20 protein-coding genes are annotated in these 20139 nt (G+C 55.4%); 10 read left to right on the top strand and 10 right to left on the bottom strand.

What is annotated here, in order from left to right; genetic code table 11:
* Positions 1 to 30: 30 nt before the first annotated feature.
* Both VGH19_01535 and VGH19_01530 read left to right on the top strand, forming a co-directional pair.
* Entirely contained in the window at positions 31 to 669 is a 639-nt protein-coding gene (locus VGH19_01535; protein HEY1170026.1) for a MotA/TolQ/ExbB proton channel family protein, read from the top strand.
* Entirely contained in the window at positions 669 to 1091 is a 423-nt protein-coding gene (locus VGH19_01530) for a biopolymer transporter ExbD (protein ID HEY1170025.1), read from the top strand. The genes VGH19_01535 and VGH19_01530 overlap by 1 nt, the downstream gene beginning before the upstream one ends.
* A 37-nt stretch (positions 1092 to 1128) precedes the next feature.
* Here the strand turns inward: VGH19_01530 and VGH19_01525 are convergent, their stop codons facing one another.
* Genes VGH19_01525 through VGH19_01515 form a run of 3 tightly spaced genes read right to left on the bottom strand, consistent with a single transcriptional unit; the run spans position 1129 to position 2928 of the window.
* On the bottom strand, positions 1129 to 1527 hold the full coding sequence (locus VGH19_01525) for a hypothetical protein (protein ID HEY1170024.1): 399 nt from the start codon (positions 1525 to 1527) through the stop codon (positions 1129 to 1131).
* A 40-nt stretch (positions 1528 to 1567) separates the two neighbouring features.
* A complete protein-coding gene (locus VGH19_01520; protein HEY1170023.1) occupies positions 1568 to 1864 on the bottom strand; it encodes a hypothetical protein in 297 nt (98 codons plus the stop codon).
* Positions 1852 to 2928, bottom strand: coding sequence for a response regulator (locus tag VGH19_01515; GenBank protein HEY1170022.1), 1077 nt, complete (start codon positions 2926 to 2928; stop codon positions 1852 to 1854). Before VGH19_01515 ends, VGH19_01520 begins: the two co-directional genes overlap by 13 nt.
* 135 nt (positions 2929 to 3063) lie before the next feature.
* Between VGH19_01515 and VGH19_01510 the strand changes: the two genes are divergently transcribed.
* From VGH19_01510 to VGH19_01490, 5 genes are all read left to right on the top strand, one after another.
* The gene (locus tag VGH19_01510; protein HEY1170021.1) at positions 3064 to 4731 is read left to right on the top strand and encodes a roadblock/LC7 domain-containing protein; all 1668 of its coding nucleotides are present in this window, start codon (positions 3064 to 3066) and stop codon (positions 4729 to 4731) included.
* A 20-nt stretch (positions 4732 to 4751) separates the two neighbouring features.
* On the top strand, positions 4752 to 5363 hold the full coding sequence (locus tag VGH19_01505) for an ADP-ribosylation factor-like protein (GenBank protein HEY1170020.1): 612 nt from the start codon (positions 4752 to 4754) through the stop codon (positions 5361 to 5363).
* A 43-nt stretch (positions 5364 to 5406) separates the two neighbouring features.
* On the top strand, positions 5407 to 5958 hold the full coding sequence (locus tag VGH19_01500; GenBank protein ID HEY1170019.1) for a hypothetical protein: 552 nt from the start codon (positions 5407 to 5409) through the stop codon (positions 5956 to 5958).
* Positions 5959 to 6091: 133 nt separating this feature from the next.
* Positions 6092 to 6403: a DUF6694 family lipoprotein gene (locus VGH19_01495; GenBank protein HEY1170018.1), complete on the top strand. Its 312-nt coding sequence runs from the start codon at positions 6092 to 6094 to the stop codon at positions 6401 to 6403.
* Between the two features lie 79 nt (positions 6404 to 6482).
* Entirely contained in the window at positions 6483 to 8150 is a 1668-nt protein-coding gene (locus VGH19_01490; protein ID HEY1170017.1) for a CocE/NonD family hydrolase, read from the top strand.
* Between the two features lie 56 nt (positions 8151 to 8206).
* Here the strand turns inward: VGH19_01490 and VGH19_01485 are convergent, their stop codons facing one another.
* The 3 genes from VGH19_01485 to VGH19_01475 all read right to left on the bottom strand — a co-directional run bounded on the left by VGH19_01485 (position 8207) and on the right by VGH19_01475 (position 12663).
* Positions 8207 to 8641 (bottom strand): Minf_1886 family protein, encoded by a 435-nt coding sequence (locus VGH19_01485; GenBank protein ID HEY1170016.1) that lies wholly within the window; start codon positions 8639 to 8641, stop codon positions 8207 to 8209.
* Between the two features lie 146 nt (positions 8642 to 8787).
* Positions 8788 to 11526 (bottom strand): leucine--tRNA ligase, encoded by a 2739-nt coding sequence (gene leuS / locus VGH19_01480; protein ID HEY1170015.1) that lies wholly within the window; start codon positions 11524 to 11526, stop codon positions 8788 to 8790.
* Positions 11527 to 11637: 111 nt separating this feature from the next.
* Positions 11638 to 12663 (bottom strand): glutamine synthetase beta-grasp domain-containing protein, encoded by a 1026-nt coding sequence (locus VGH19_01475; protein HEY1170014.1) that lies wholly within the window; start codon positions 12661 to 12663, stop codon positions 11638 to 11640.
* 343 nt (positions 12664 to 13006) lie between these two features.
* Between VGH19_01475 and VGH19_01470 the strand changes: the two genes are divergently transcribed.
* Positions 13007 to 13414: a serine/threonine protein phosphatase gene (locus tag VGH19_01470; protein HEY1170013.1), complete on the top strand. Its 408-nt coding sequence runs from the start codon at positions 13007 to 13009 to the stop codon at positions 13412 to 13414.
* On the top strand, positions 13411 to 14253 hold the full coding sequence (locus VGH19_01465; GenBank protein HEY1170012.1) for a protein phosphatase 2C domain-containing protein: 843 nt from the start codon (positions 13411 to 13413) through the stop codon (positions 14251 to 14253). Before VGH19_01470 ends, VGH19_01465 begins: the two co-directional genes overlap by 4 nt.
* 140 nt (positions 14254 to 14393) lie before the next feature.
* Here the strand turns inward: VGH19_01465 and VGH19_01460 are convergent, their stop codons facing one another.
* The 4 genes from VGH19_01460 to VGH19_01445 form a co-directional block, all read right to left on the bottom strand.
* The gene (locus VGH19_01460; GenBank protein ID HEY1170011.1) at positions 14394 to 15854 is read right to left on the bottom strand and encodes an ammonium transporter; all 1461 of its coding nucleotides are present in this window, start codon (positions 15852 to 15854) and stop codon (positions 14394 to 14396) included.
* Between the two features lie 26 nt (positions 15855 to 15880).
* Positions 15881 to 16219 (bottom strand): P-II family nitrogen regulator, encoded by a 339-nt coding sequence (locus VGH19_01455; protein ID HEY1170010.1) that lies wholly within the window; start codon positions 16217 to 16219, stop codon positions 15881 to 15883.
* 380 nt (positions 16220 to 16599) lie between these two features.
* Positions 16600 to 17811, bottom strand: coding sequence for an ammonium transporter (locus VGH19_01450; protein ID HEY1170009.1), 1212 nt, complete (start codon positions 17809 to 17811; stop codon positions 16600 to 16602).
* A 244-nt stretch (positions 17812 to 18055) separates the two neighbouring features.
* Positions 18056 to 18394: a P-II family nitrogen regulator gene (locus VGH19_01445; GenBank protein HEY1170008.1), complete on the bottom strand. Its 339-nt coding sequence runs from the start codon at positions 18392 to 18394 to the stop codon at positions 18056 to 18058.
* Between the two features lie 341 nt (positions 18395 to 18735).
* Between VGH19_01445 and VGH19_01440 the strand changes: the two genes are divergently transcribed.
* On the top strand, positions 18736 to 20139 hold the full coding sequence (locus VGH19_01440; protein ID HEY1170007.1) for a gluconate:H+ symporter: 1404 nt from the start codon (positions 18736 to 18738) through the stop codon (positions 20137 to 20139).

The raw sequence follows: 20139 nt of genomic DNA, 5'->3' as shown, positions 1-20139 counted from the left end.
GGCTCCCCAGCCTCTGAAAAATATTTTAACATGGAAATAGCCATTCTAGTCCTGCTCGGCATCACTTCGATCGTCAGCCTCACGTTCATCATCGAACGCGGCCTCGCCCTGCGTGAATCCAAGATCACCCCTGCACAAGTGGAGAGCGCGGTGCAAGCCATCAAACACCCTGGCGATGTCGCCACCTTGCGCGCCTCATGCCAATACTCCCCTTCCACCTTGGGTCGCCTCGTGCTCTTCGTGCTCGAACGCAGTCAATGGTCCAAAGAAGACGTCGTGGACGCATTGCAGATCCGCGCCCGCCATGAAATCGCCCGCCTGGAACGCGGCCTCGTTTTCCTGGAGATCGCGACAGGCATCGCTCCACTGCTCGGTCTCACCGGCACCGTCTATGGAATGATCGCCCTCTTCGGTGACATCGGCAGCGCCGGTCTCGGGGATAATACTGCTTTTGCACGCGGCATCGCCATCGCCCTGAAAGCGACCTTGATGGGCTTGCTCGTAGCCATCCCTTCACTCGTCGCGTGGAGCTACTACACCAAACGTGTGGACCACTTCACCGTGGAGCTGGAGATCATCTGTGATGAACTCATCCGGAAACTCTATCCATCAGAAACCGAGCAGCTCAAAACTTCCGGCATGAACCAACCAGCCGCAAAGGTGCTCTGATGAATTTCTCACGTACACGCAAACGTCAGGCGCCAGCCGTCATCATCATCGCTCTCATCGATGTGCTGATGGTCGTGCTCATCTTTCTCGTCGTCACCACCACCTTCAAACAGCAGCTGCCCTCGGTGAAACTCGCACTACCGGAATCGCGCCAATCAAAAGGCGGCGCCACGGAAGACCCGCCCCTCGTCGTCACCATCGCGAACACCGAGCCACACCTCTTCATCGGCAACCGCGCCCTCACCACTGGCAAACTTCAGGAGGAACTAGCCGCAGCCGCCCGGGCGAACCCACAAGTCAAACTCGCCATCCGCGCTGATAGAGGCGCACCAATCGGAGTCATGGTGTCCGTGATGGATGCCGCGAAGGAAGCTGACGTGAAAAACGTGAGCCTGATGACGAAAGAAGCCGGTGCCAAATAATTGACACCGGCTGGCAGAAAAGAAAAACGCGATCTTCTTACTTCTTCCCGAACATACTGAAGAAACCTTTGTTTTCTTCGGCACGTTGCTGAACCTTCAACTGGCCCAGGATGGATTGCCAGGAGATGAAAGACTTGTGCCACTGGTTCTCGATCGCGCGCAAGGAACCTTCCGGCAGTTCGCTCATGTAACGGATGGACGGGGCTGAACCGATCAGCGAATGCACATCTTCCTTGGAAGGCGTGCCGCTTTCAATCACTGCGAGGATCATCTCCAACTCCTGCGCGATGACGCTCTTGATCTCAAGAAACTGGTTCTCATCCTCCGGCTGGAACTTCTTGCTCCGCGCCAGGGCGATGTAATTGTTGAACTGCTTCCAAACCTCAATGTAGTTCTCCAGTTGGAGAATGAGCTGGTCCAGTTTCTTGTTCGACATATGTGTGCTCGCTAGGCTGCGTTAAAATTTTACACCACTGTCACCCCATCTTCACAGGTGACAGAAAAATCATCGCCCCGCCGCGTAATTCCCGGGCAGTGATCTTGAGACCCGCATAATGAATCGAAACCTCGCGCAGAGGCAAGTTCACCGTTTGGGCTTTTTGAAACATTTCCAGCACGATGCTGCCGATCTCTTGGATCAGCTTCTCATCAAACGATCGCGGCAGGGTGGACGCAATGATGCGCCCGGTGCGGTCGATCGTGAAACTGCCCGATGGCAGCTTGCCTACGTTCGCCTCCGGCTCCGTTTTGGAGAATAAGCCTAGGAAACCCATTTCGTGCCCACTTCGCTAAGGGTTGACGCCATCTCGCCTTGCGAGAGGTTACGCCGCAACCCGACGCATAATTCCTTGTCCGGTCGTGAAAGGAAACCTAAATTTGATTGCACGCCCATTCCTTCCACCTTCAACAGATGCCCGGCCTTCACCTTTTCACCGATCACGTGCAGCTTGTGCATCATATCATGCACCCATGCCGCCATTGCCGCCGGGTTCTCGATGCCCCAAGAATCGACCTTGGCCTTGTCATTGATGTCCACCGCCACCGCAAACTCCACACCCGGAACACGGCTGATCGCCCCCAACGGCGAAGCGGTGCCCCCCTCCGCCACACTTGGCTCACCTTGGATGCTGACCTCCGTGGCTTGGGACTCGTCGATCGCCTGTGCCGTGTCCAGCAACAATCCTTGATAGGAACCGAAAATCGTGCGCGTGCGCTTGGGGTCGGCTGCAAGCATCTCGAAATTGCCCGTCTTCCAGCTCATGATGCTTTTGAACGCCGATTCACCAGTGAGATCATTCATCTGGGCATCGATCACATCACCATCCTGGATCCAGATGCGTGCCTCGACGGATTTGTTCGTGATCTTCAGCACCGAGGAACTTTGTGAAAGACATTCGAGCTGGATGAGGTCCACCAGGCTCTTGCTCTGAACCCCGCGAAATCCGCCCGCATCTTCACGCTCCAGCAGAGATTCGATGCAATCGATGAACAATTGCACATCTGTCTTCTCATTAGGCTTTTCCAGATAGAGATCTATGCCCATGGCGTAAGCACGCGCACGGATCTGCTCATCCGCCAGCGACGTCATCACCACCGTGCGCAAGGCCGGGAAACGGCGACGCACGATCGTGATCACTTGAAAACCGTCCATTCCCGGCATGTTCAAGTCCGTCAGGAGCATGGAAAACCGCTCAGCATTCAGCAAGGCCAGTGCTCGGGCGCCAGAGTTTGCAGTGAAGACTTCCGGCTGGCTGGGCAGCTTGCTCAACAGGTCGCGATACAGGTCCAAGAGATCCTGCTCATCGTCCAGTATCAAGATTTTATGCTTTTCAGCCATAACCCTTTTTCAATTCCGCTTTTGCAGTTAATTTCTTGCTATCTAAATTCTTTTGCGCCACAAAAGGCAAGCGCACTTAATTGGTATCGACTGGTTTGCAGCCGATTTCAAGGACAACTAGATCGCTCCAAACAAATGCTGGGATTTATAAAGAACCTCTTCGGGAAGGGCTCCGAAGCTAAATCAAAGACCGAGTCCCAACCATCGGCAGCTCCGGTGGCTCAATCCAAACCTGCCGCCCAAGCGGCAGCCGCTACAGCCACCCCGGCTCCAGCCGTACCCTCCGGCGAAACCATCACGGTATCTCTGAAAGGTGTGCTTGAGAACCTGCCGCTGGAACTGAAGGGATTGGTCACCGCCCAACCCTCTGGAGACGCCACCATCAAGGTTTCCCTCCAGCGCGTGCTGGAAGGTCTCCCCAAAGGCAGCGTCAAGATCACTTACTCGGAACTTAAGGCCCAAACAGGCACCGCCGGTTACGGTGGCGATGCCTCCTTGGACCAGACCTTGATCAGCCTCCCGCTAAAAGAAGTGCTCTCCAAGGTCAAACCCGGTCAATTCACCCGGCGTGCCAACCAGACCATCATTGATATCCCTGATGATATCAAACCCGTCTTCGGCGCAGATGGCGATGCTGCTGATCCTAGCAAAGCCCAGATCAAACCCGCTCCGGTGGCGCCGCCGCCAGCCCCAGCCCCAGCCCCAGCCCCAGCCCCAGCGCCTGCTCCGGCTCCCGCCCCAGCACCCGCGGCGATCAAGCCACAAACTCCTTTGCCCACGCCCACGCCCGCACCGGCTCCGAAACCCGCTGCGCCAGCCCCGGCACCCGCTCCTGCTGTCGAGCCTTCGGCGCCTATCAAGCCCTCCATGGGCTTGCCTGATCCGGCTTCGTTACGTCCCTCTGCTCCTGCGGCCAAACCAGCCGCTCCAGCCCCGGCGCCTGCCCCAGCTCCGGCAGCCATCAAGCCGCAAACTCCTTTACCCACTCCGGCACCCGCTCCCGCAGCCGCCGCTCCTGCAGCAGCACCTACAGGCGGTAACTTGTCCAGCGGCGTAGAAGCGCTTTACGGCACGTGGCCGGAAGATATCAAAGGTGAACTCGCCAAGCACAACTTGGCCGGTCTGACCATCAATGTCCCGCTGGATTTGGTGGAGCCGATGATGCGCAAGGGCAAGATTCTCTTCACTTGGAGCCAGTTGCGCGGCTGGATCACTCCGGCTCTGCCTGCTTCGGTTGGTGCCAATCGTGATGCGGAAAATCTCGAACTGCCGCTGAAGATCGTCATCCCGCTGTTCATGGCCGCCCGCAAGCCGGGTGCTGCCCAGAAGTCCATCGCAGTGGACAAGAACATCCCGGACGTTTTCTCCGGCAAAGGTCCAGCTCCGGTCCCTGCAGCTCCGGCTCCCGCAGCAGCAGCGGCTCCCGCAGCAGCAGCAGCTCCGGCACCTACCGCTGCACCAGCCTCGATCTCCAATCCGTCCGAGCTCGTCACCAAAGTTTTGGCCCTGCCAAACGTGGAAGGCGTGGTCGTAGCCTCACCTGAAGGCCTGAAAGTCGCAGCGCAGTTGCCAGCCGAGTTCAATGCGGACGCCTTCGCCGGATTCGTGGTGGCGATGTTCAGCCGCATGAACCAGTTCACGGGCGATTTGAAACTGGGCGAGCCGAAGGCCGTATCCGTGCAGACCAGCAACCGCAGTCTTGCCATCATCAAATCCGGTCGCACTTTTTTGGCCGCGATTGGCAAGGCAGATGCTTCGCTGCCTGTGGACGAGCTTAAAAAACTGGCCGCAACCCTGAGCTAAACGAGTAACCGTAAAACCCTATGGCAATCATCAACCAGGCGACCAAGGAAATCCAGGTCAAGATCGTCTACTACGGCCCGGCCCAGTGTGGCAAAACGACGAACCTTGAGAAGGTCCATTCCGATGTGAAGACGACCAACCCCGAGGACAAGGGCAAGCTCGTCTCACTGGCCACCAGTTCAGACCGCACACTCTTCTTCGACTTCCTTCCCATCGAGGCCATGTCGATCAAGGGTTTCAAGACCAAGTTCCAGCTCTATACCGTTCCCGGTCAGGTCATCTACAACACCACGCGCCAATTGGTGCTGCGCGGTGTGGACGGCATCGTCTTCGTTGCTGATTCCCAGTACGACAAGATGGAGGAGAACGTCGAGAGCTTCGCGAACCTGGAGGACAACTTGAAGACTCTCCGGTTGAATCTCGCGGACATCCCCTACGTACTCCAATACAACAAGCGCGACCTGCCGAACGTCGCCCCAGTGGAATACATGGATTTCTTGCTGAACAACCGCGATGTGCGCGTGCCTTCCTTCGAAGGTGCCGCCTTCAAGGGTGTGGGCGTGTTCGAAACTTTGAACATGATTACCCGCATGCTCCTGCACAAGTTCATCAACCAGGGTGGTCGCAAATAAGTTTCGCGCTGCACTTCCGTAACCGGTTGTTGTCATATCACAAATGACGCCATTTCCCAGTCTTACCGAAGAAGACTTCGAGCAGATCAATACTGCTTTAAAAGATCTTCTCGTGAAGAGCGAGGCCAGCACCGCGCTCTTCGTGGAAAAGGCGGGATACCTCATCGCGCAACAGGGCGATACTGAGATTTTTAATACCACGGAACTTGCCACCCTAGCTGCGAATGCTTTCGCCGCCACCCAGTTCATCGCCGACCGCCTTAACGAAACGAACTTCAGCAGCATGTTCCAGCAGGGCGAGATCGCGAACATGCTGTGGGTGAACGTGGACGTGAACAGCCTGGTGGTGGTCATTTTCAAGGCACATCTGAGCGTCGGTGCCATAAAATACTACTCGCTCAGCACCGTGCAGACGATTGCCCACCAGTTGCAAATCGCAACACTTCGCGCTCCAGATGAAGGCGTCGATCTGGCTCATTTTGACCCGGAAGATGTTTTGGATGTTTTCCAACGCAATCGGCCCGATAATGATGCCACGACGGAAGACATACCTCCGCAAACTTCTTCAGACGGATCCCAGCCCCCCCGGCTGTGATTCCATATTCGCCGCCTCAGCCACCCGTCGTCCCTCAGAGGATTATTGTCTTGGATTTTTCGCATATTGATATTGATTGATCGTCTTGGAGGTTGGTGCCAGAAACACGTTGGCCCATCCCCCGGAAGAAATCATGAAATACATCGGAACATTATTGCTGGCTCTTGCCTTGTTGGCGGGAGGTTGTGGCGGGGCTCCTAAACGGATCGATGCCACCACGGACGAGACCATGAAAAAATCCGTGGAAGAGATCCTCAAACCCATGTCTGCCGAGGAGAAGAAGAAATTCCAGGATGCAGCGATGCAGATCGGGGCCAAACACCTTCTCGGAAACATGCTGAATCCGGAAGAGGGAGAAAAAGCCATGCGCCAGGCCCTCCACGGCAAAACCGCCGCTGAAGTCATAGCCGACGCCGAAAAGATTCGCGCCGAAAGCAAAAAGTGATTTAAGCCAAGAGACCGCAGGCGGATGCTCACGCATCCGCCTGCTTGCTGTACAGCCAGTCTCCGGCTACACCATTCTCATGCCGCTTCCATACCTGGTCTTGCTAATCGTCTTGTCATTTGCAGCCAGACTGACGCATGCCGCCGAACTCCCCCCGCTCGATCTCGGCAATGTCCGTGAAGAACACTTCATGATTCCCATGCGCGACGGCGTGAAACTGTCAGCATACGTTTACTTCCCGGATAAAGTTGGTCCACATCCCGTCATCTTCGAGCAACGCTATGTCAGCATCACGAATGCAGCCACGCGCAAGGAAATGGCCAAACTCGCTGAGAATGGCTACGTCGTTGCCAAAGTGAACTTCCGCGGCTCGCATGAATCTGAAGGCGTTTGGCAGGGCTATCGCGCACTTGGCTGGGGCGAGCAACAGGATGGCTATGATCTGGTGGAGTGGTTTGCCCGGCAGGCGTGGTGCAACCGCAAGGTCGGCACGTTCGGCGGTTCCCAAGGCGGCTTCGCCCAGAACTTCCTCGCCGTCTCCGCCCCGCCCCATCTCGTCTGCCAGTACATGATGGATACCGGCTTAAGCCTCTTTCATGAAGGCTATCGCATCGGTGGCATCTACCGTCCATTACGCCATGCAGAGCTTGCCAAGGAAGCGCGCGATCCGGTGGACAACCTTCGCCTCATGGAAGAGTGGTTCCGACATCCCACCTATGATGACTATTGGAAGGCAGAAGACTGCACCCCTCATTTTGGTCGCATGAATGTCCCCTGCTTCACCATCGGCAGTTGGTATGATTTTATGTCCGTCGGTTCCATCCAGAGCTACCTCGGTCGCCAGACCAAAGGCGGAGGAAACTCCCAAAAGCGACAAAAACTGCTGCTCGGCCCGTGGCTGCATGGCGGTTATCCGAAGCCGAACAAAGTCGGCGATCTCGTTTATCCTGAGAATGCGCAGTTCGATGTCTATGCGCACATGATCAAATGGTTCGATTTTTGGCTGAAGGGCATCAACAATGGCGTGATGAATGAGCCTAATGTGCGCTACTATGTGATGGGAGCGCTGGATGAAACCGGTGCTCCCGGCAATGTCTGGCGCACCGCCAAATCGTGGCCGCCTGATTTCGTTGATACGCCATATTACCTGCACGAAGGTGGCAATCTCGCCATCCGCCTGCCCAGCACAATGCAATCCACCACCTCCTACGAAAGCGATCCGAACAATCCGATGCAGATTCCCGGGCGAAATTTCCCTGGAGCTCGAGACGCACGGAGGTTCGAAGAACAAGCAGACGTTCTGACCTTCACCACCGAGCCATTAAAAAATCCCGTTGAATGGACGGGCAAAGTGCGGGCCGATCTCTATGTGGCTTCCACGGCAAAGGACACGGATTTCATCGTCCGCATCAGCGATGTCTATCCTGATGGCCGCAGTATCCTCATCATGGACTACATCCATCGTACCCGCTTCCGCGAGGGCTGGGACAAGGAGGTGTTCATGGAGTCCGGCCAAGTCTACCGTGTGATCTTCGATGTCGGCTCGCTCAGCCAGATCTTCAATGCCGGGCATCGCATCCGTGTGACCATTGCCAGCACCGGTGCGCCGCTCTATGAGCCGAATCCGCAAACCGGCGAGCCTTTGACGATGAATTTCCCTGCCACCACGGTGAAAGCAGTGAACACCATCTATCACCAGAAACGAAATGCCTCACGTATCTTGGCTCCGGTGGTGAGGATTCCTTGAGATAGCTTGAGCGATCTGATCGCGGGTTTTACCCGGGATTTAGCCGCCTGCAGCGGTCAGGTGATCGATGTCTGCTTGGCCTTGGGCAGGTAAGGCTGCCGGAAGGTAACGTCAAAATCGTAGACGTTTTTGAAATCTTCGCGGCTGTCATTCTCCGTTTTACCGAGAAGATTTTCGCTTACCATGTTGAAGACAATCTCACCGAAATCATCCGTGCGTTTCACACCCCAGGATTCGAAGATCATCATCGTCATGGGCCCGTAACGCTGGAGCGCAAAATCACGGATGCCATTCAACAGTTGCTGGCCAGATACATGATTCCCGGCATCGCCTGACACACCCTCACGCTGACGCATTGTCTTCTCTGCGCGCCCCAATGACTTCTGTGTAAAATCCAGCGCATCCCGCAAAAATTCATAGGCTTCAGCATCGTAACGATTGTCCTTCGCCACGATTTGCTCCACGCCTTCTTCAAAGCTGCGCTGTTGCATAGTTCAACGGGCCACTTCTGTCTCACGCCCTGCTTTTTTCTCAGCCAGACGACAAGTTTTTCCGATCCACCCCAAAAGCAGAAGACCGATCGTTATGCCCACGATCCATTTCTGTTGCTTGGTCAGGAACACAAATCAGACATCGGCTAGACAGCTACAATATTCACCAGTTTTTTGGGAACGACGACTATTTTTTTGATGGCCTTGCCATCAATAAACGGCTTCACCTTATCAGAAGCCTTCGCCGCCGCCTCGATCGTCGCCGCATCCGCCGCCGTTGGCACCTTGATCACATCGCGCAACTTGCCGTTCACCTGCACCGGAATCTCGATCTCATCCTCGACCAGCAAGGCGGGATCAAATTTCGGCCACACTGCATACGTAAGTGATGGTGCCACATGCCCGAACGTCGAATGCAAACGCGCCCACAGTTCTTCCGCCAAGTGCGGCGCGAACGGTGCGAGCAATTGCAGGAACGTCTTCATCACAGAGAACGGCTTCGTCTGCCACGTGCTCGCTTCATTGCTGAACACCATCATCGCCGAGATGGCGGTGTTGAAACGCATGCCTTCGAGATCTTCCGTCACTTTCTTGATGCACGTGTGCAAGACCTTGAGCTGATCTTTCGCCGGCTCCACTTCGAGGATGCCGCCGTCGAGGATGATCAAGTCCAGCAACTCACCCCGCGTCTCCGCCGTAGCGACCGCTTCCGCTTGCTCATAAGCCGTCTCGGAACCGTCATCCACGAACATGCGCCAGACGCGACCAAGGAAACGATAGACGCCTTCGACGCCACGAGTATTCCACGGTTTGCTCTCCTGCAATGGCCCCATGAACATCTCGTAGAGACGGAACGCATCCGCGCCATACTCCACCAGCACATCATCCGGGTTCACCACGTTGCCGCGGCTCTTGGACATCTTCTGCCCATCCTCACCCATGATGAGGCCTTGATTCACCAACTTGTAGAACGGCTCTGCCGTCGTGACATAACCGAGATCAAACAACACCTTGTGCCAGAAGCGCGCATAGAGCAGATGCAATACTGCGTGCTCTGTGCCACCCACGTAAAGGTCCACACCCGGCTTCACCTCGCCTTGTAACTTAGCAGTGCCCATCCAATAGGACTCCGCATCCTTGCCCACGAATGCTTCGCCATTCAGCGCATCGGCATAGCGCAAATAGTACCAGCACGAACCTCCCCACTGCGGCATCGTGTTCGTTTCACGGATGGAACCATCCGGCAGATTCACCCAATCCGTTGCGCGCGCCAAAGGTGGCTGGCCGTCAGAGGTCGGTTTGTATTCTTCCAATTGCGGCGGACGCAACGGCAGCACGCTTTCCGGCAACGCTTCGTGATACAGATTCCCACTCGCATCCTTTTTCCAGATGATCGGGAACGGTTCACCCCAGTACCGCTGACGGCTGAACAGCCAGTCACGCAACTTGTAGTTGATGGTCTTTTTGCCAAGGCCTTTGGATTCAAGCCAAGCGGTGATTTTGCGTTTGGCTTCTTTGGTCGGAAGACCATTCAACGCGATCTCCGCATTGGTTGAATTGACCGCTGTGCCTTCATCGCAGAAGCCCTGCCAATCCGTCTTGGCATCCGGCGGTTGAACTACCTGTACGATGGGCAGTGTAAACTTCTTCGCGAATTCAAAGTCGCGCTCATCATGCGCCGGCACCGCCATGATCGCACCCGTGCCATACGTCGAGAGCACGTAATCTGCGATCCAGATCGGAATCTTCTCTCCATTCACCGGATTGATGGCGTTCGCCCCGGTCCAAACACCGGTCTTATCTTTCGCCAATTCCGTACGCTCCAGGTCACTCTTCGTCGCCGCAAACTCTTGATACTTTTTCACCGCATCCGCTTGCGCCGATGTCGTGATCTCTTTCACCAACTTATGCTCTGGAGAAAGCACCATGTAGGTGGCACCGAACAACGTATCTGGCCGCGTCGTGAACACCCGAATCTTCGCCGCATGACCATCCACCTGGAAATCCACTTCCGCACCTTCACTGCGACCGATCCAGTTCCGCTGCATCTCTTTCAGCGAATCGGTCCAGTCAATCGTATCCAAATCATTCAGCAACTTCTCGGCATACGCCGTGATGCGCAGCATCCATTGACGCATCGGCTTACGGATGACCGGGAAGCCACCGACTTCCGATTTACCATCCACCACTTCTTCATTGGCCAACACCGTGCCGAGTTCCGGGCACCAATTCACCGGTGCTTCGCTCACGTAGGCCAAACGTTTACTATCGCGATACGCGCGCTTTTGCTCTTCCGTGGTGCAGTCCGCCGGATACTTCAGCGTGCTGATGTCTTCGGCTTTGTTCGTCTCGGGATTGAACCAAGAATTGTAGAGCTTCAGGAAAATCCATTGCGTCCAGCGGAAGTAATCCGGCGCCGTCGTGTCCACCTCACGCGTCCAGTCATAGCTGAAGCCGAGTGATTTGATCTGGCGCTTGAAGTTCGCGATGTTCTCTTCCGTGGTCTTGCGCGGGTGTTGGCCGGTCTTGATGGCGTATTGCTCCGCCGGCAAACCGAACGCATCCCAGCCCATCGGGTGCAACACGTTCAAGCCTTGCGAACGACGGTAGCGCGCCAAGATATCCGTGGCGGTGTAACCTTCCGGATGTCCGACGTGCAGACCGGCGCCGGAGGGATACGGAAACATGTCGAGGATGTAGAACTTCGGCGGCAACGCTGAGCGTTCAGCTACCTTGCCCGCCAGCCCGTGACGCAGGCCAAACGGATGTGCGTTCGGCACCGTCTCACCCGGATTCCAGGCACGAAACGTCTGCTCTTTATCCCACTGCTTTTGCCACTTCGGTTCGATCAAATCGAACGGATACTGTTTGCGACCACTCGACATAAGGCCGCAGATATTGCGGAAACCCGTTTCCGGGGGCAATGGCGGAATTAGCAAAAAGAAAACGGCGCGGAATCTCTTCCGCGCCGTTCGTGAAACTGTCAGTGGACTGAATTACTTCAGGGGCACCGTGGCGATCGTCTGCAAGATACGGCTCGCGATCTGATACGGATCACCTTGCGAGTTCGGACGGCGGTCTTCCAAGTAACCCTTGTAGCCGTTGTTCACGAAGCTGTGCGGCACACGGATGGATGCACCGCGGTTGGCGACACCGTAGTTGAACTTGTCGATGGACTGCGTCTCATGCAGACCAGTCAAGCGCAGATGGTTGTCCGGGCCATACACAGCGATGTGTTCGTTCTTATACTTATCGAACGCCGCCATGAGGGCTTCGAAGTATTCCTTGCCGCCCACTTCACGCATGTGCGTGGTAGAGAAGTTGGAGTGCATGCCGGAACCGTTCCAATCCACGTCCTTGCCCAGCGGCTTGCAGTGCCAGTTCACGTCCACACCGTACTGCTCGCAGAGGCGCAGCAAGAGGTAGCGGGCGACCCAGATCTGATCAGCGGCGCTCTTGGAGCCCTTACCGAAGATCTGGAATTCCCATTGGCCCTTCGCCACTTCGGCGTTGATGCCTTCGTGGTTGATGCCAGCATCCAAGCACAGGTCGAGATGTTCCTCGACGATCTTGCGGGCGATGTCGCCCACGTTCTTGTAGCCCACGCCGGTGTAGTACTCACCCTGCGGCGGCGGGAAACCACCACCGGCCGGGAAGCCCAGCGGCACACCGTCTTGATAGAGGAAATATTCCTGCTCGAAACCGAACCAGGCACCGGGGTCATCGAGGATCGTCGCACGAGAGTTAGAAGCGTGCGGCGTCTTGCCGTCCGGTTGCATGACTTCGCACATTACGAGCACGCCATTCTTGCGTGTCGAATCAGGATAAACCGCCACGGGCTTGAGCATGCAGTCAGAGCTGCGGCCTTCAGCTTGGCGCGTAGAGCTACCATCGAAGCCCCACATCGGCAGTTCTTCGAGCTTCGGGAAGCTGCTGAACTCCTTGATTTGGGTCTTGCTACGGAGATTGGGCACGGGTTGATAACCGTCGAGCCAGATATATTCCAACTTATATTTCGCCATGTGATGGATGTATTGTGTTTAGTCCGGTTTAACTGCGCAAAATGCTACAGTGCGTCCAGTGATTGTAAGTCTGAGCAGCTAAGATGCCACTTGGCAAGCTCTCCTAATGATATACCATGCAAAATCCCTGCAACTCCTTCTTAACCAGCGGGAAACAGCATATTTTGAAAAATCTATCCACTTCATGGAATGATTGAATTCCATGAATGCATTTAATCAATGTGGCTTTTTTTATCCATCCCTTAAACTACGAGCAGTATTCATGATCAAAGAAAAATGTCCTTTGACCACAAGCACTTGGATGCGATGATTCAAACCTAAACTCCATGGGATTTGACGTATCATGTTAAAGGTAAAAGATACCCTCCGAGCTACCGTCCGGTTAACCTTTGATGGCCGGGTCATCAAAACGTTTCATGGCCCCAATGCCCAAGAACGCTTTGATAATGAGACGAAAGTTCTGCGTTACCTGGAAGAGCGCGCCTGCCCGTTCGTTCCCCGCCTGCTGGAAGCACGCCCGGAAAGCCTGACCATGGTCACCAGCAATTGTGGCATGCGCGTGGAACATCTGGACGCTAAACGCACCGCCGAACTCTTCGGCGAACTGGAAGCGTTTGGTGTACGTCACGATGATCCCGATATGCGCAATGTCACCTACCGGCAGACCGATGGTCGATTCTGTTTGATTGATTTTGAGTTCGCCACAATTCTCCCCGGCTCCGAACAACAAACGACATCTGAGCAGAAATGAATCCTGTGAGCCGCGCCGCCGCCGTCCGCACCTTCAAATGGTCCGGCCGTTCTGACGTTGGAAAAGTCCGCAAGAATAACGAGGATTCCTTTTTAGGACTTCAGTTTGATGCGCACGAGATCCATCGCCTCGGCAAATATGGCGAAACCACCAACGCCTATCACGATTTCGTTTTCGCTGTGAGCGATGGCATGGGCGGTGCCAAGTCGGGTGAATACGCCAGTCGCATCGCCGTTGAAAAGCTCACCACCCTGCTCCCCCGCTCTTTCCGCAATGCCGCGTTGGGCTTGGATGCCGGGTTTGCCGACATCCTTACCGAACTCTACACTCAGGTGCACAAGTCTCTGAAATTTTTCGGTGACAGCTACGATGAATGCCGCGGCATGGAGACCACGCTCAGCCTCTGCTGGTTCGCCCCGGGCTGGATGTATTTCGGTCACGTTGGCGACAGCCGCATCTATTATCTTCCGGCTGGCAGCGATACGATCAAGCAACTTACACACGATGACACCCACGTAGGCTGGCTCTTGCGCAACGGCAAGATCAATGAGCGCGAAGCACGCAATCATCCACGGCGCAGTGTGCTGCAAAAGGCGCTGGGTGGCGGCAATCAATTTGTGGACCCGCAAGTGGGTTCAGTCGGTTACGAACCGGGCGATGTGTTCTTGATCTGTTCTGATGGCCTCATCGATGGACTCTACGATCATCATCTGGTGGAACTGTTGCGGGCTACGGATGCCCAATCTGATGGCAAAGGTCCCGCGCAACTGTTGGTGGATGAATCTTTGAAGAATAGCGGGAAGGACAACACCACCGCTTTGGTCATCCAGATCGTCTGAAAATCCTGTCGGCAATTTTTCGCCGATATCCCATCCCGTAAAACAACAAGGGGCACTCTCGCGAGTGCCCCTTTTGATTTGGCTGCGTTGCGCACCAAGGTCGGCTCACAGGCCGCCATTATTGATGCGCACGCAAAGTATTAACCGTGGTAGCCTTCCTCGCCGTGTTCGGCCAGGTCCAGACCTTGATGTTCCACTTCCTCAGAAGGACGCAGACCCACCACAGCCTTCACGATGAAGGCGATGATCGCCGTGGCGACCACGCTCCAGACGATCGTCAGGACGACCGCTTTGACTTGCTCCATCACGAGACCTTGCTTCAGGCCAGCGACAACCGCGTTAGCCTTCTCGTCAGCGAAGATGCCCGTCAGGATCGCACCCATCGTGCCACCCACACCGTGCACACCGAACGTATCCAAGGCGTCATCGAAGCCGAGCTTCTGCTTGAGGTAAGCCACCGCGAAGAACGGTACGATACCAGCCAGCACACCCATGATGACGGAGGAGGTCGCCGTCACGAAACCAGCGGCAGGCGTGATCACCACGAGACCGGCCACGATACCGGAGCAGAAACCGAGCACGCTCGGCTTGCCCTTCAGGATCCATTCCATCACCGCCCACACGAAACCAGCCACCGCAGCGGCGAGCGTCGTCGTCATGAACGCGTTGGACGCGATGCCGTCAGCACCTAGCGCGGAACCGGCGTTGAAACCGTACCAGCCCACATAGAGCATGCCCGTGCCGACCATGCACATGACCATGGAGTGCGGCGGCATCGGCTCTTTGCCGTAGCCACGGCGCTTGCCGAGGATGATGCAGAGGACGAGCGCGGACCAACCGGAGGTCATATGCACCACGGTACCACCAGCGAAGTCGATCGCCTTGATCGCGGCATTAGGATTGAGCGGACCGCACATCAAACCGGTCGTGGACCAGACCATGTGCGCGAACGGGAAGTAAACTACGAACATCCAGATGGCCACGAAGAGCAGCACAGCGGAGAACTTCATACGCTCGGCGATGGCACCCACGATCAGAGCCGGGGTGATGATCGCGAACGTGAGCTGGAACATGGCCCACATGGCGTCGCTGATCCAGTGATAGCCAGCGCCAACCTTGTAAGGATCCACATCCTTCAACATCGCCTGATCAAGGCTGCCGAGAATGCCTTTAACCATTTCGTCGCCAGTACCGAAAGACAAGCTGTAACCGCACGCCCACCAGAGTATGGTCACGAGGCCCGCGATGCCCATGCATTGGGCGAGAACGGAGAGAACGTTCTTCTTGCGAACGAGACCACCGTAGAAGAGAGCCAGACCAGGAAGCGTCATGAAGAGCACGAGCGCTGTGGAGGTCATCTGCCAGGCGTTGTGGCCAGGGCCAGGGCCACCGATCTTGGAGGCCACATCCGGCGTGCGGGCGCCGTTGTTCACGTAGGCTTCGATGTCAGCCACGCGTTGCTCCAAGGTAGGCTCCTTGGGTGCGGCCGCCGCTTCCGCGGCTGCGGCAACTGCCGGAGCCGCGTTAGTGGCATCTTGGGCGTTTAGGGTGCCGGCCAGACAGAGCCCGGCCAAGGCGATCAAACTGAGTATGCGTTTCATTATGATAGATTCTCCTTAATTGTTGGTTATACTGCCTTGTCACCGCGCTCATCCGTGCGGATGCGGATAGCTTCCTCCACCGGCGAGACGAACACCTTGCCATCACCGATCTTGCCCGTCTTGGCGGCTTTCACGATGGCTGCCACGGCGGCCTCGACCCGTTCATCGGGCAAAACCACTTCGAGTTTGACCTTCGGGAGGAAGTCCACCGTGTACTCGCTACCACGATAGATTTCGGTGTGGCCCTTCTGGCGACCAAAGCCTTTGACTTCGGTCACTGTCATACCTTCCACACCCTGCTCACTCAGGGCGTCCTTCACTTCTTCCAACTTGAATGGTTTGATGATCGCTTCAATTTTCTTCATATTTTGTTCTCACTGCATTCGGAAAATGTTCCTTGCGTGTCTCCGCAAAATACTTATCCAAATTCAGGTTGCGTCTTCTTTAGCACCTGCGATGCCATCTCTTGATTAAAATCCTCATTGTCATAACCAACTCAAAATGAGCAACTTACAATTCAATCATCAAATCACTGCATCAGAGCACAAAAATACAAAGTGTATTTTTTTATACAAAAAGCGAATAACTACTCATGGTTTAAAGGAATCCAATGAATTTCATTCATGAAATTAAAACGAACAAAAAAGGGCAGCCATTGAAAGGCTGCCCTTTGCGTTTGAAATCTGCGTCTTGATCAACGACGACTCACGGACCGCCAATTATTGATACGAAAACGCTAAATCTATTACTTCTCAGCCGCAGACTGGAAGTCAGGATAAGCATGGGCACCATGCTCGCCCGCATCCAAACCTTCGGTTTCCTCTTCGGCGCTGACGCGCAGGCCAATCGTCATCTTGAGGGCAAAGAATACCACGAATGCGAACACAAAGGTGAACACACCCACGGCCGCCACGCCCTTCAATTGAGACATGAACTGGTCCATGCCCTTCATCGCGCCGAACATGCCGACCGCAAGCGTGCCAAAGATACCGCAGACCAAATGCACGGAGATGGCACCCACCGGATCATCGAGCTTGAACTTGTCAAACATCAGGACCGAGAAGAACACCAGCACACCGGCGATAAGACCGATGATGATGGAATCCATCGGGCTCATTTGATCCGCACCGGCAGTGATGCCGACGAGACCGGCCAGGATGCCGTTCAAGGCCATCGAGAGGTCAGGCTTCTTCAAGACAGCCCATGAGGTCAATGCCGCCGCCAGACCGCCCGCTGCAGCCGCCAGACAGGTCGTCACCAGAACGAGGGATGTCAAAGCCGGATTCGCGGAGAGCACAGAGCCACCATTGAAACCGAACCAGCCCAACCAGAGGAGGAACACACCAATCGTGGCCAGCGGCATGCTGTGACCGAGCACCGGACGCACCTTGCCATCAGCGGTGTATTTACCGATACGAGGCCCGAGGAGCATCACACCCGCCAAGGCGCCCCAACCGCCCACCGAATGCACCAGAGTGGAACCGGCGAAATCATAGAACGGAGTCGCCATCGCCTTGAGTGCGCCACCACCCCATTGCCACATGCCCGTGATCGGATAAGAGATGGAGACGAACAGCACCGAGAAAATCATGAAGCTGCTCAGCTTCACGCGTTCCGCCACAGCACCGGAAACGATGGTCGCCGCAGTGGCCGCGAACATGCCTTGGAACAGGAAGTCAGTCCAATAGGTGTAACCGGCGTTGTAAACATCCGTCAGGCCGCCCACATCATCGGCAAAGCCGATGCCAAATCCGCCGAAACCAAACCACTTCCCGGCAAAATCCGCACCCGGATACATCAAGTTGAAACCCATCAGCGCATAGGTCAGCAGACCGATGCAGGGAATCAGGGTGTTCTTGAACAGGATGTTCACGGTGTTCTTAGAGCGGGTCAGGCCCGTTTCCACTGTCGCGAAACCCAAGTGCATGATGAACACCAGCGCTGTGGCAAGCATCATCCATAGGTTGTTCGTGGTGAAGATGGTGTAACCCGATGATTCTCCAAAGGCGGCCAAATCTTTGTATTTAGGGGCATCGGCGGCCGCATCTGCGGCGGTGGCCACGGCATTCGTCACCGCTTCGGCAACTGCCGGCACGGCATTGGTGGCGTCTTGGGCATGGATCGTTCCCGCCAGACAGAGCCCGGTCAGGGCGATTAGACTGAGTATGCGTTTCATTATTATGAGTTCTCCTTTGATTGTTTTACACCGCCTTGTCACCGCGCTCATCCGTGCGGATACGGATAGCTTCCTCCACCGGCGAGACGAACACCTTGCCATCACCGATCTTGCCCGTCTTGGCGGCCTTCACGATGGCTGCCACGGCAGCTTCGACCCGTTCATCGGGCAACACCACTTCGAGTTTGACCTTCGGGAGGAAATCAACCGTGTACTCGCTACCGCGATAGATTTCGGTGTGCCCCTTCTGGCGACCAAAGCCTTTGACTTCGGTCACTGTCATACCTTCCACACCCTGCTCACTCAGGGCGTCCTTCACTTCTTCCAACTTGAATGGTTTGATGATCGCTTCAATTTTCTTCATATTTTGTTACTAGTTATCGCTCTTTAACTTATGTTGCGTGTAACGGCTACAGGCCGGACGCAGAACCAACACCACCAACTGCATAGGAAAGTCATTCTCAGCAAAACAGCTACCATCAGCCATCCCAACTGCGCATCCTCGACTAAGCACTCATGATGCCAAAGTGATCAGCTAAAAACAAAATAAGTTTTAACCACTTTATAATAAGCACATTATGAATTTTTAAAAAAACTAAACCAACCCTCACTTTGAGTACATTCAAGCATATTGGCTTTTTTTATCCACCGCCCAAATTGGAATTCATTGATGAAGCAGCAGTCTATGAATTGCGTTCATAAATCATGAGTTGCTTGCAGACACATCTTAATCTCGCCAGCATCTCACGAGGCATGCCTGACATGTCCAATCATCTGGTCTTGGTCCTGATTGCCGCCTTTGCGGTAATTGGCCTTATCTTACTGGTCACTTGCCTGCGTCTGAGTGCATTCCTGGCCCTGATTGTCGCATCGTTGTTCGTAGGTATCGCCAGCGGGATGGATTTGGCCGCAATCGGCAAAGCGATTGAAACGGGCGTAGGCGGTGTTTTGGGCTCAATCGCTTTAGTGATTGGCTTGGGAACGGTTTTAGGCCGCCTTTTGGCAGAGTCCGGCGGCGCTAAAGTGCTGGCGGACCGCATCCTGAAATCAGCCAGGGGAGACAGACTGGCGTGGGCCTTGGTGGTGCTTGCATTCCTTGTCGGTCTCCCCGTTTTCTTTGGCGTAGGTGTCATGCTCATGGTCCCGATCGTGTTCGCCCTTGCCTCTAGAAATGCTGCCTCATGGGCAGTGCTCGTATTGCCTACCATCGCAGGATTGACCGTGGCTCACGGGCTTGTTCCGCCCCACCCCGGCCCCATGGCCGCCATTGGTTTGCTCGGTGCTGATGTCGGAAAAACTATTGGGTGGTCTATTATACTCAGCATTCCGCTTCTGATTCTGGCAGGGCCACTTTTCACCTTGTTCATCCAGAAACGCGTCCCCCTCAAATCACCACCCCCCACCTCAATCACTTCCGATCCGATTTCAGTCGGACCGCAAAAACCAGCGACACTGGGCCAGACACTGGTCGTGATCTTGATGCCTGTCGGGCTGATGATGATCGGAAGTCTGGCCGTCATAATGCTTTCTGGCGATAGCCCACTGCGGAAGGGGTTCACCCTTCTCGGTCACCCTGTAGTCGCGATGCTTGCAGGGGTGATCGTCTCCATGTTCATCCTGAGCAAGCAGTGCGGTTTCACGCGCGCGCAGTTGCTCAAATTCACGGAGGATTGCCTCGGACCTATCGCGGCTATTCTGCTGGTGGTAGGTGCGGGTGGCGGGTTTAGTCGCGTGCTGGTGGAAAGCGGCGTGGGCGAAGCCATCAAAGTCATGGCCTCCGACTGGAAACTGCCACCACTCATCTTCGGTTGGCTGATCGCGGCACTGATCCGCATCGCCGTAGGTTCTGCAACGGTAGCCATCACTGCCGCCGCTGGATTGCTGGCACCGATCGTCGCCGCTGACCCTACTATCAACCGCGAGTTGCTGATCCTCTCCCTTGGCTGCGGCTCGCTGATCCTCTCACATGTGAATGATGGCGGTTTCTGGTTCGTGAAGGAATGCTTCAAGCTCAGCGTCAGTGAGACGTTGCGCACGTGGACCGTCATGGAAACCATCATCGCCATCGCGGGTCTCGGCCTCGTGCTGCTGCTTAATGCATTGATCTAA

This window comes from Verrucomicrobiia bacterium (assembly GCA_036405135.1).
Taxonomy (GTDB): Bacteria; Verrucomicrobiota; Verrucomicrobiia; order Limisphaerales; family JAEYXS01; genus JAEYXS01.
The sequence above is the reverse complement of the archived record's forward strand: the minus strand, read 5'-3'. Positions and strand labels throughout refer to the sequence as shown.

Coding starts and splice junctions, on each gene's coding strand:
- VGH19_01455 (HEY1170010.1), bottom strand. CDS start 16,219: ATGAAGAAAATTGAAGCGATCATCAAACCATTCAAGTTGGAAGAAGTG.
- VGH19_01505 (HEY1170020.1), top strand. CDS start 4,752: ATGGCAATCATCAACCAGGCGACCAAGGAAATCCAGGTCAAGATCGTC.
- VGH19_01495 (HEY1170018.1), top strand. CDS start 6,092: ATGAAATACATCGGAACATTATTGCTGGCTCTTGCCTTGTTGGCGGGA.
- VGH19_01515 (HEY1170022.1), bottom strand. CDS start 2,928: ATGGCTGAAAAGCATAAAATCTTGATACTGGACGATGAGCAGGATCTC.
- VGH19_01470 (HEY1170013.1), top strand. CDS start 13,007: ATGTTAAAGGTAAAAGATACCCTCCGAGCTACCGTCCGGTTAACCTTT.
- VGH19_01520 (HEY1170023.1), bottom strand. CDS start 1,864: ATGGGTTTCCTAGGCTTATTCTCCAAAACGGAGCCGGAGGCGAACGTA.
- VGH19_01460 (HEY1170011.1), bottom strand. CDS start 15,854: ATGAAACGCATACTCAGTTTGATCGCCTTGGCCGGGCTCTGTCTGGCC.
- VGH19_01500 (HEY1170019.1), top strand. CDS start 5,407: ATGACGCCATTTCCCAGTCTTACCGAAGAAGACTTCGAGCAGATCAAT.
- VGH19_01530 (HEY1170025.1), top strand. CDS start 669: ATGAATTTCTCACGTACACGCAAACGTCAGGCGCCAGCCGTCATCATC.
- VGH19_01445 (HEY1170008.1), bottom strand. CDS start 18,394: ATGAAGAAAATTGAAGCGATCATCAAACCATTCAAGTTGGAAGAAGTG.
- VGH19_01440 (HEY1170007.1), top strand. CDS start 18,736: ATGAGTTGCTTGCAGACACATCTTAATCTCGCCAGCATCTCACGAGGC.
- VGH19_01535 (HEY1170026.1), top strand. CDS start 31: ATGGAAATAGCCATTCTAGTCCTGCTCGGCATCACTTCGATCGTCAGC.
- VGH19_01510 (HEY1170021.1), top strand. CDS start 3,064: ATGCTGGGATTTATAAAGAACCTCTTCGGGAAGGGCTCCGAAGCTAAA.
- VGH19_01475 (HEY1170014.1), bottom strand. CDS start 12,663: ATGGCGAAATATAAGTTGGAATATATCTGGCTCGACGGTTATCAACCC.
- VGH19_01465 (HEY1170012.1), top strand. CDS start 13,411: ATGAATCCTGTGAGCCGCGCCGCCGCCGTCCGCACCTTCAAATGGTCC.
- VGH19_01490 (HEY1170017.1), top strand. CDS start 6,483: ATGCCGCTTCCATACCTGGTCTTGCTAATCGTCTTGTCATTTGCAGCC.
- VGH19_01485 (HEY1170016.1), bottom strand. CDS start 8,641: ATGCAACAGCGCAGCTTTGAAGAAGGCGTGGAGCAAATCGTGGCGAAG.
- VGH19_01450 (HEY1170009.1), bottom strand. CDS start 17,811: ATGATGCTTGCCACAGCGCTGGTGTTCATCATGCACTTGGGTTTCGCG.
- VGH19_01525 (HEY1170024.1), bottom strand. CDS start 1,527: ATGTCGAACAAGAAACTGGACCAGCTCATTCTCCAACTGGAGAACTAC.
- leuS (HEY1170015.1), bottom strand. CDS start 11,526: ATGTCGAGTGGTCGCAAACAGTATCCGTTCGATTTGATCGAACCGAAG.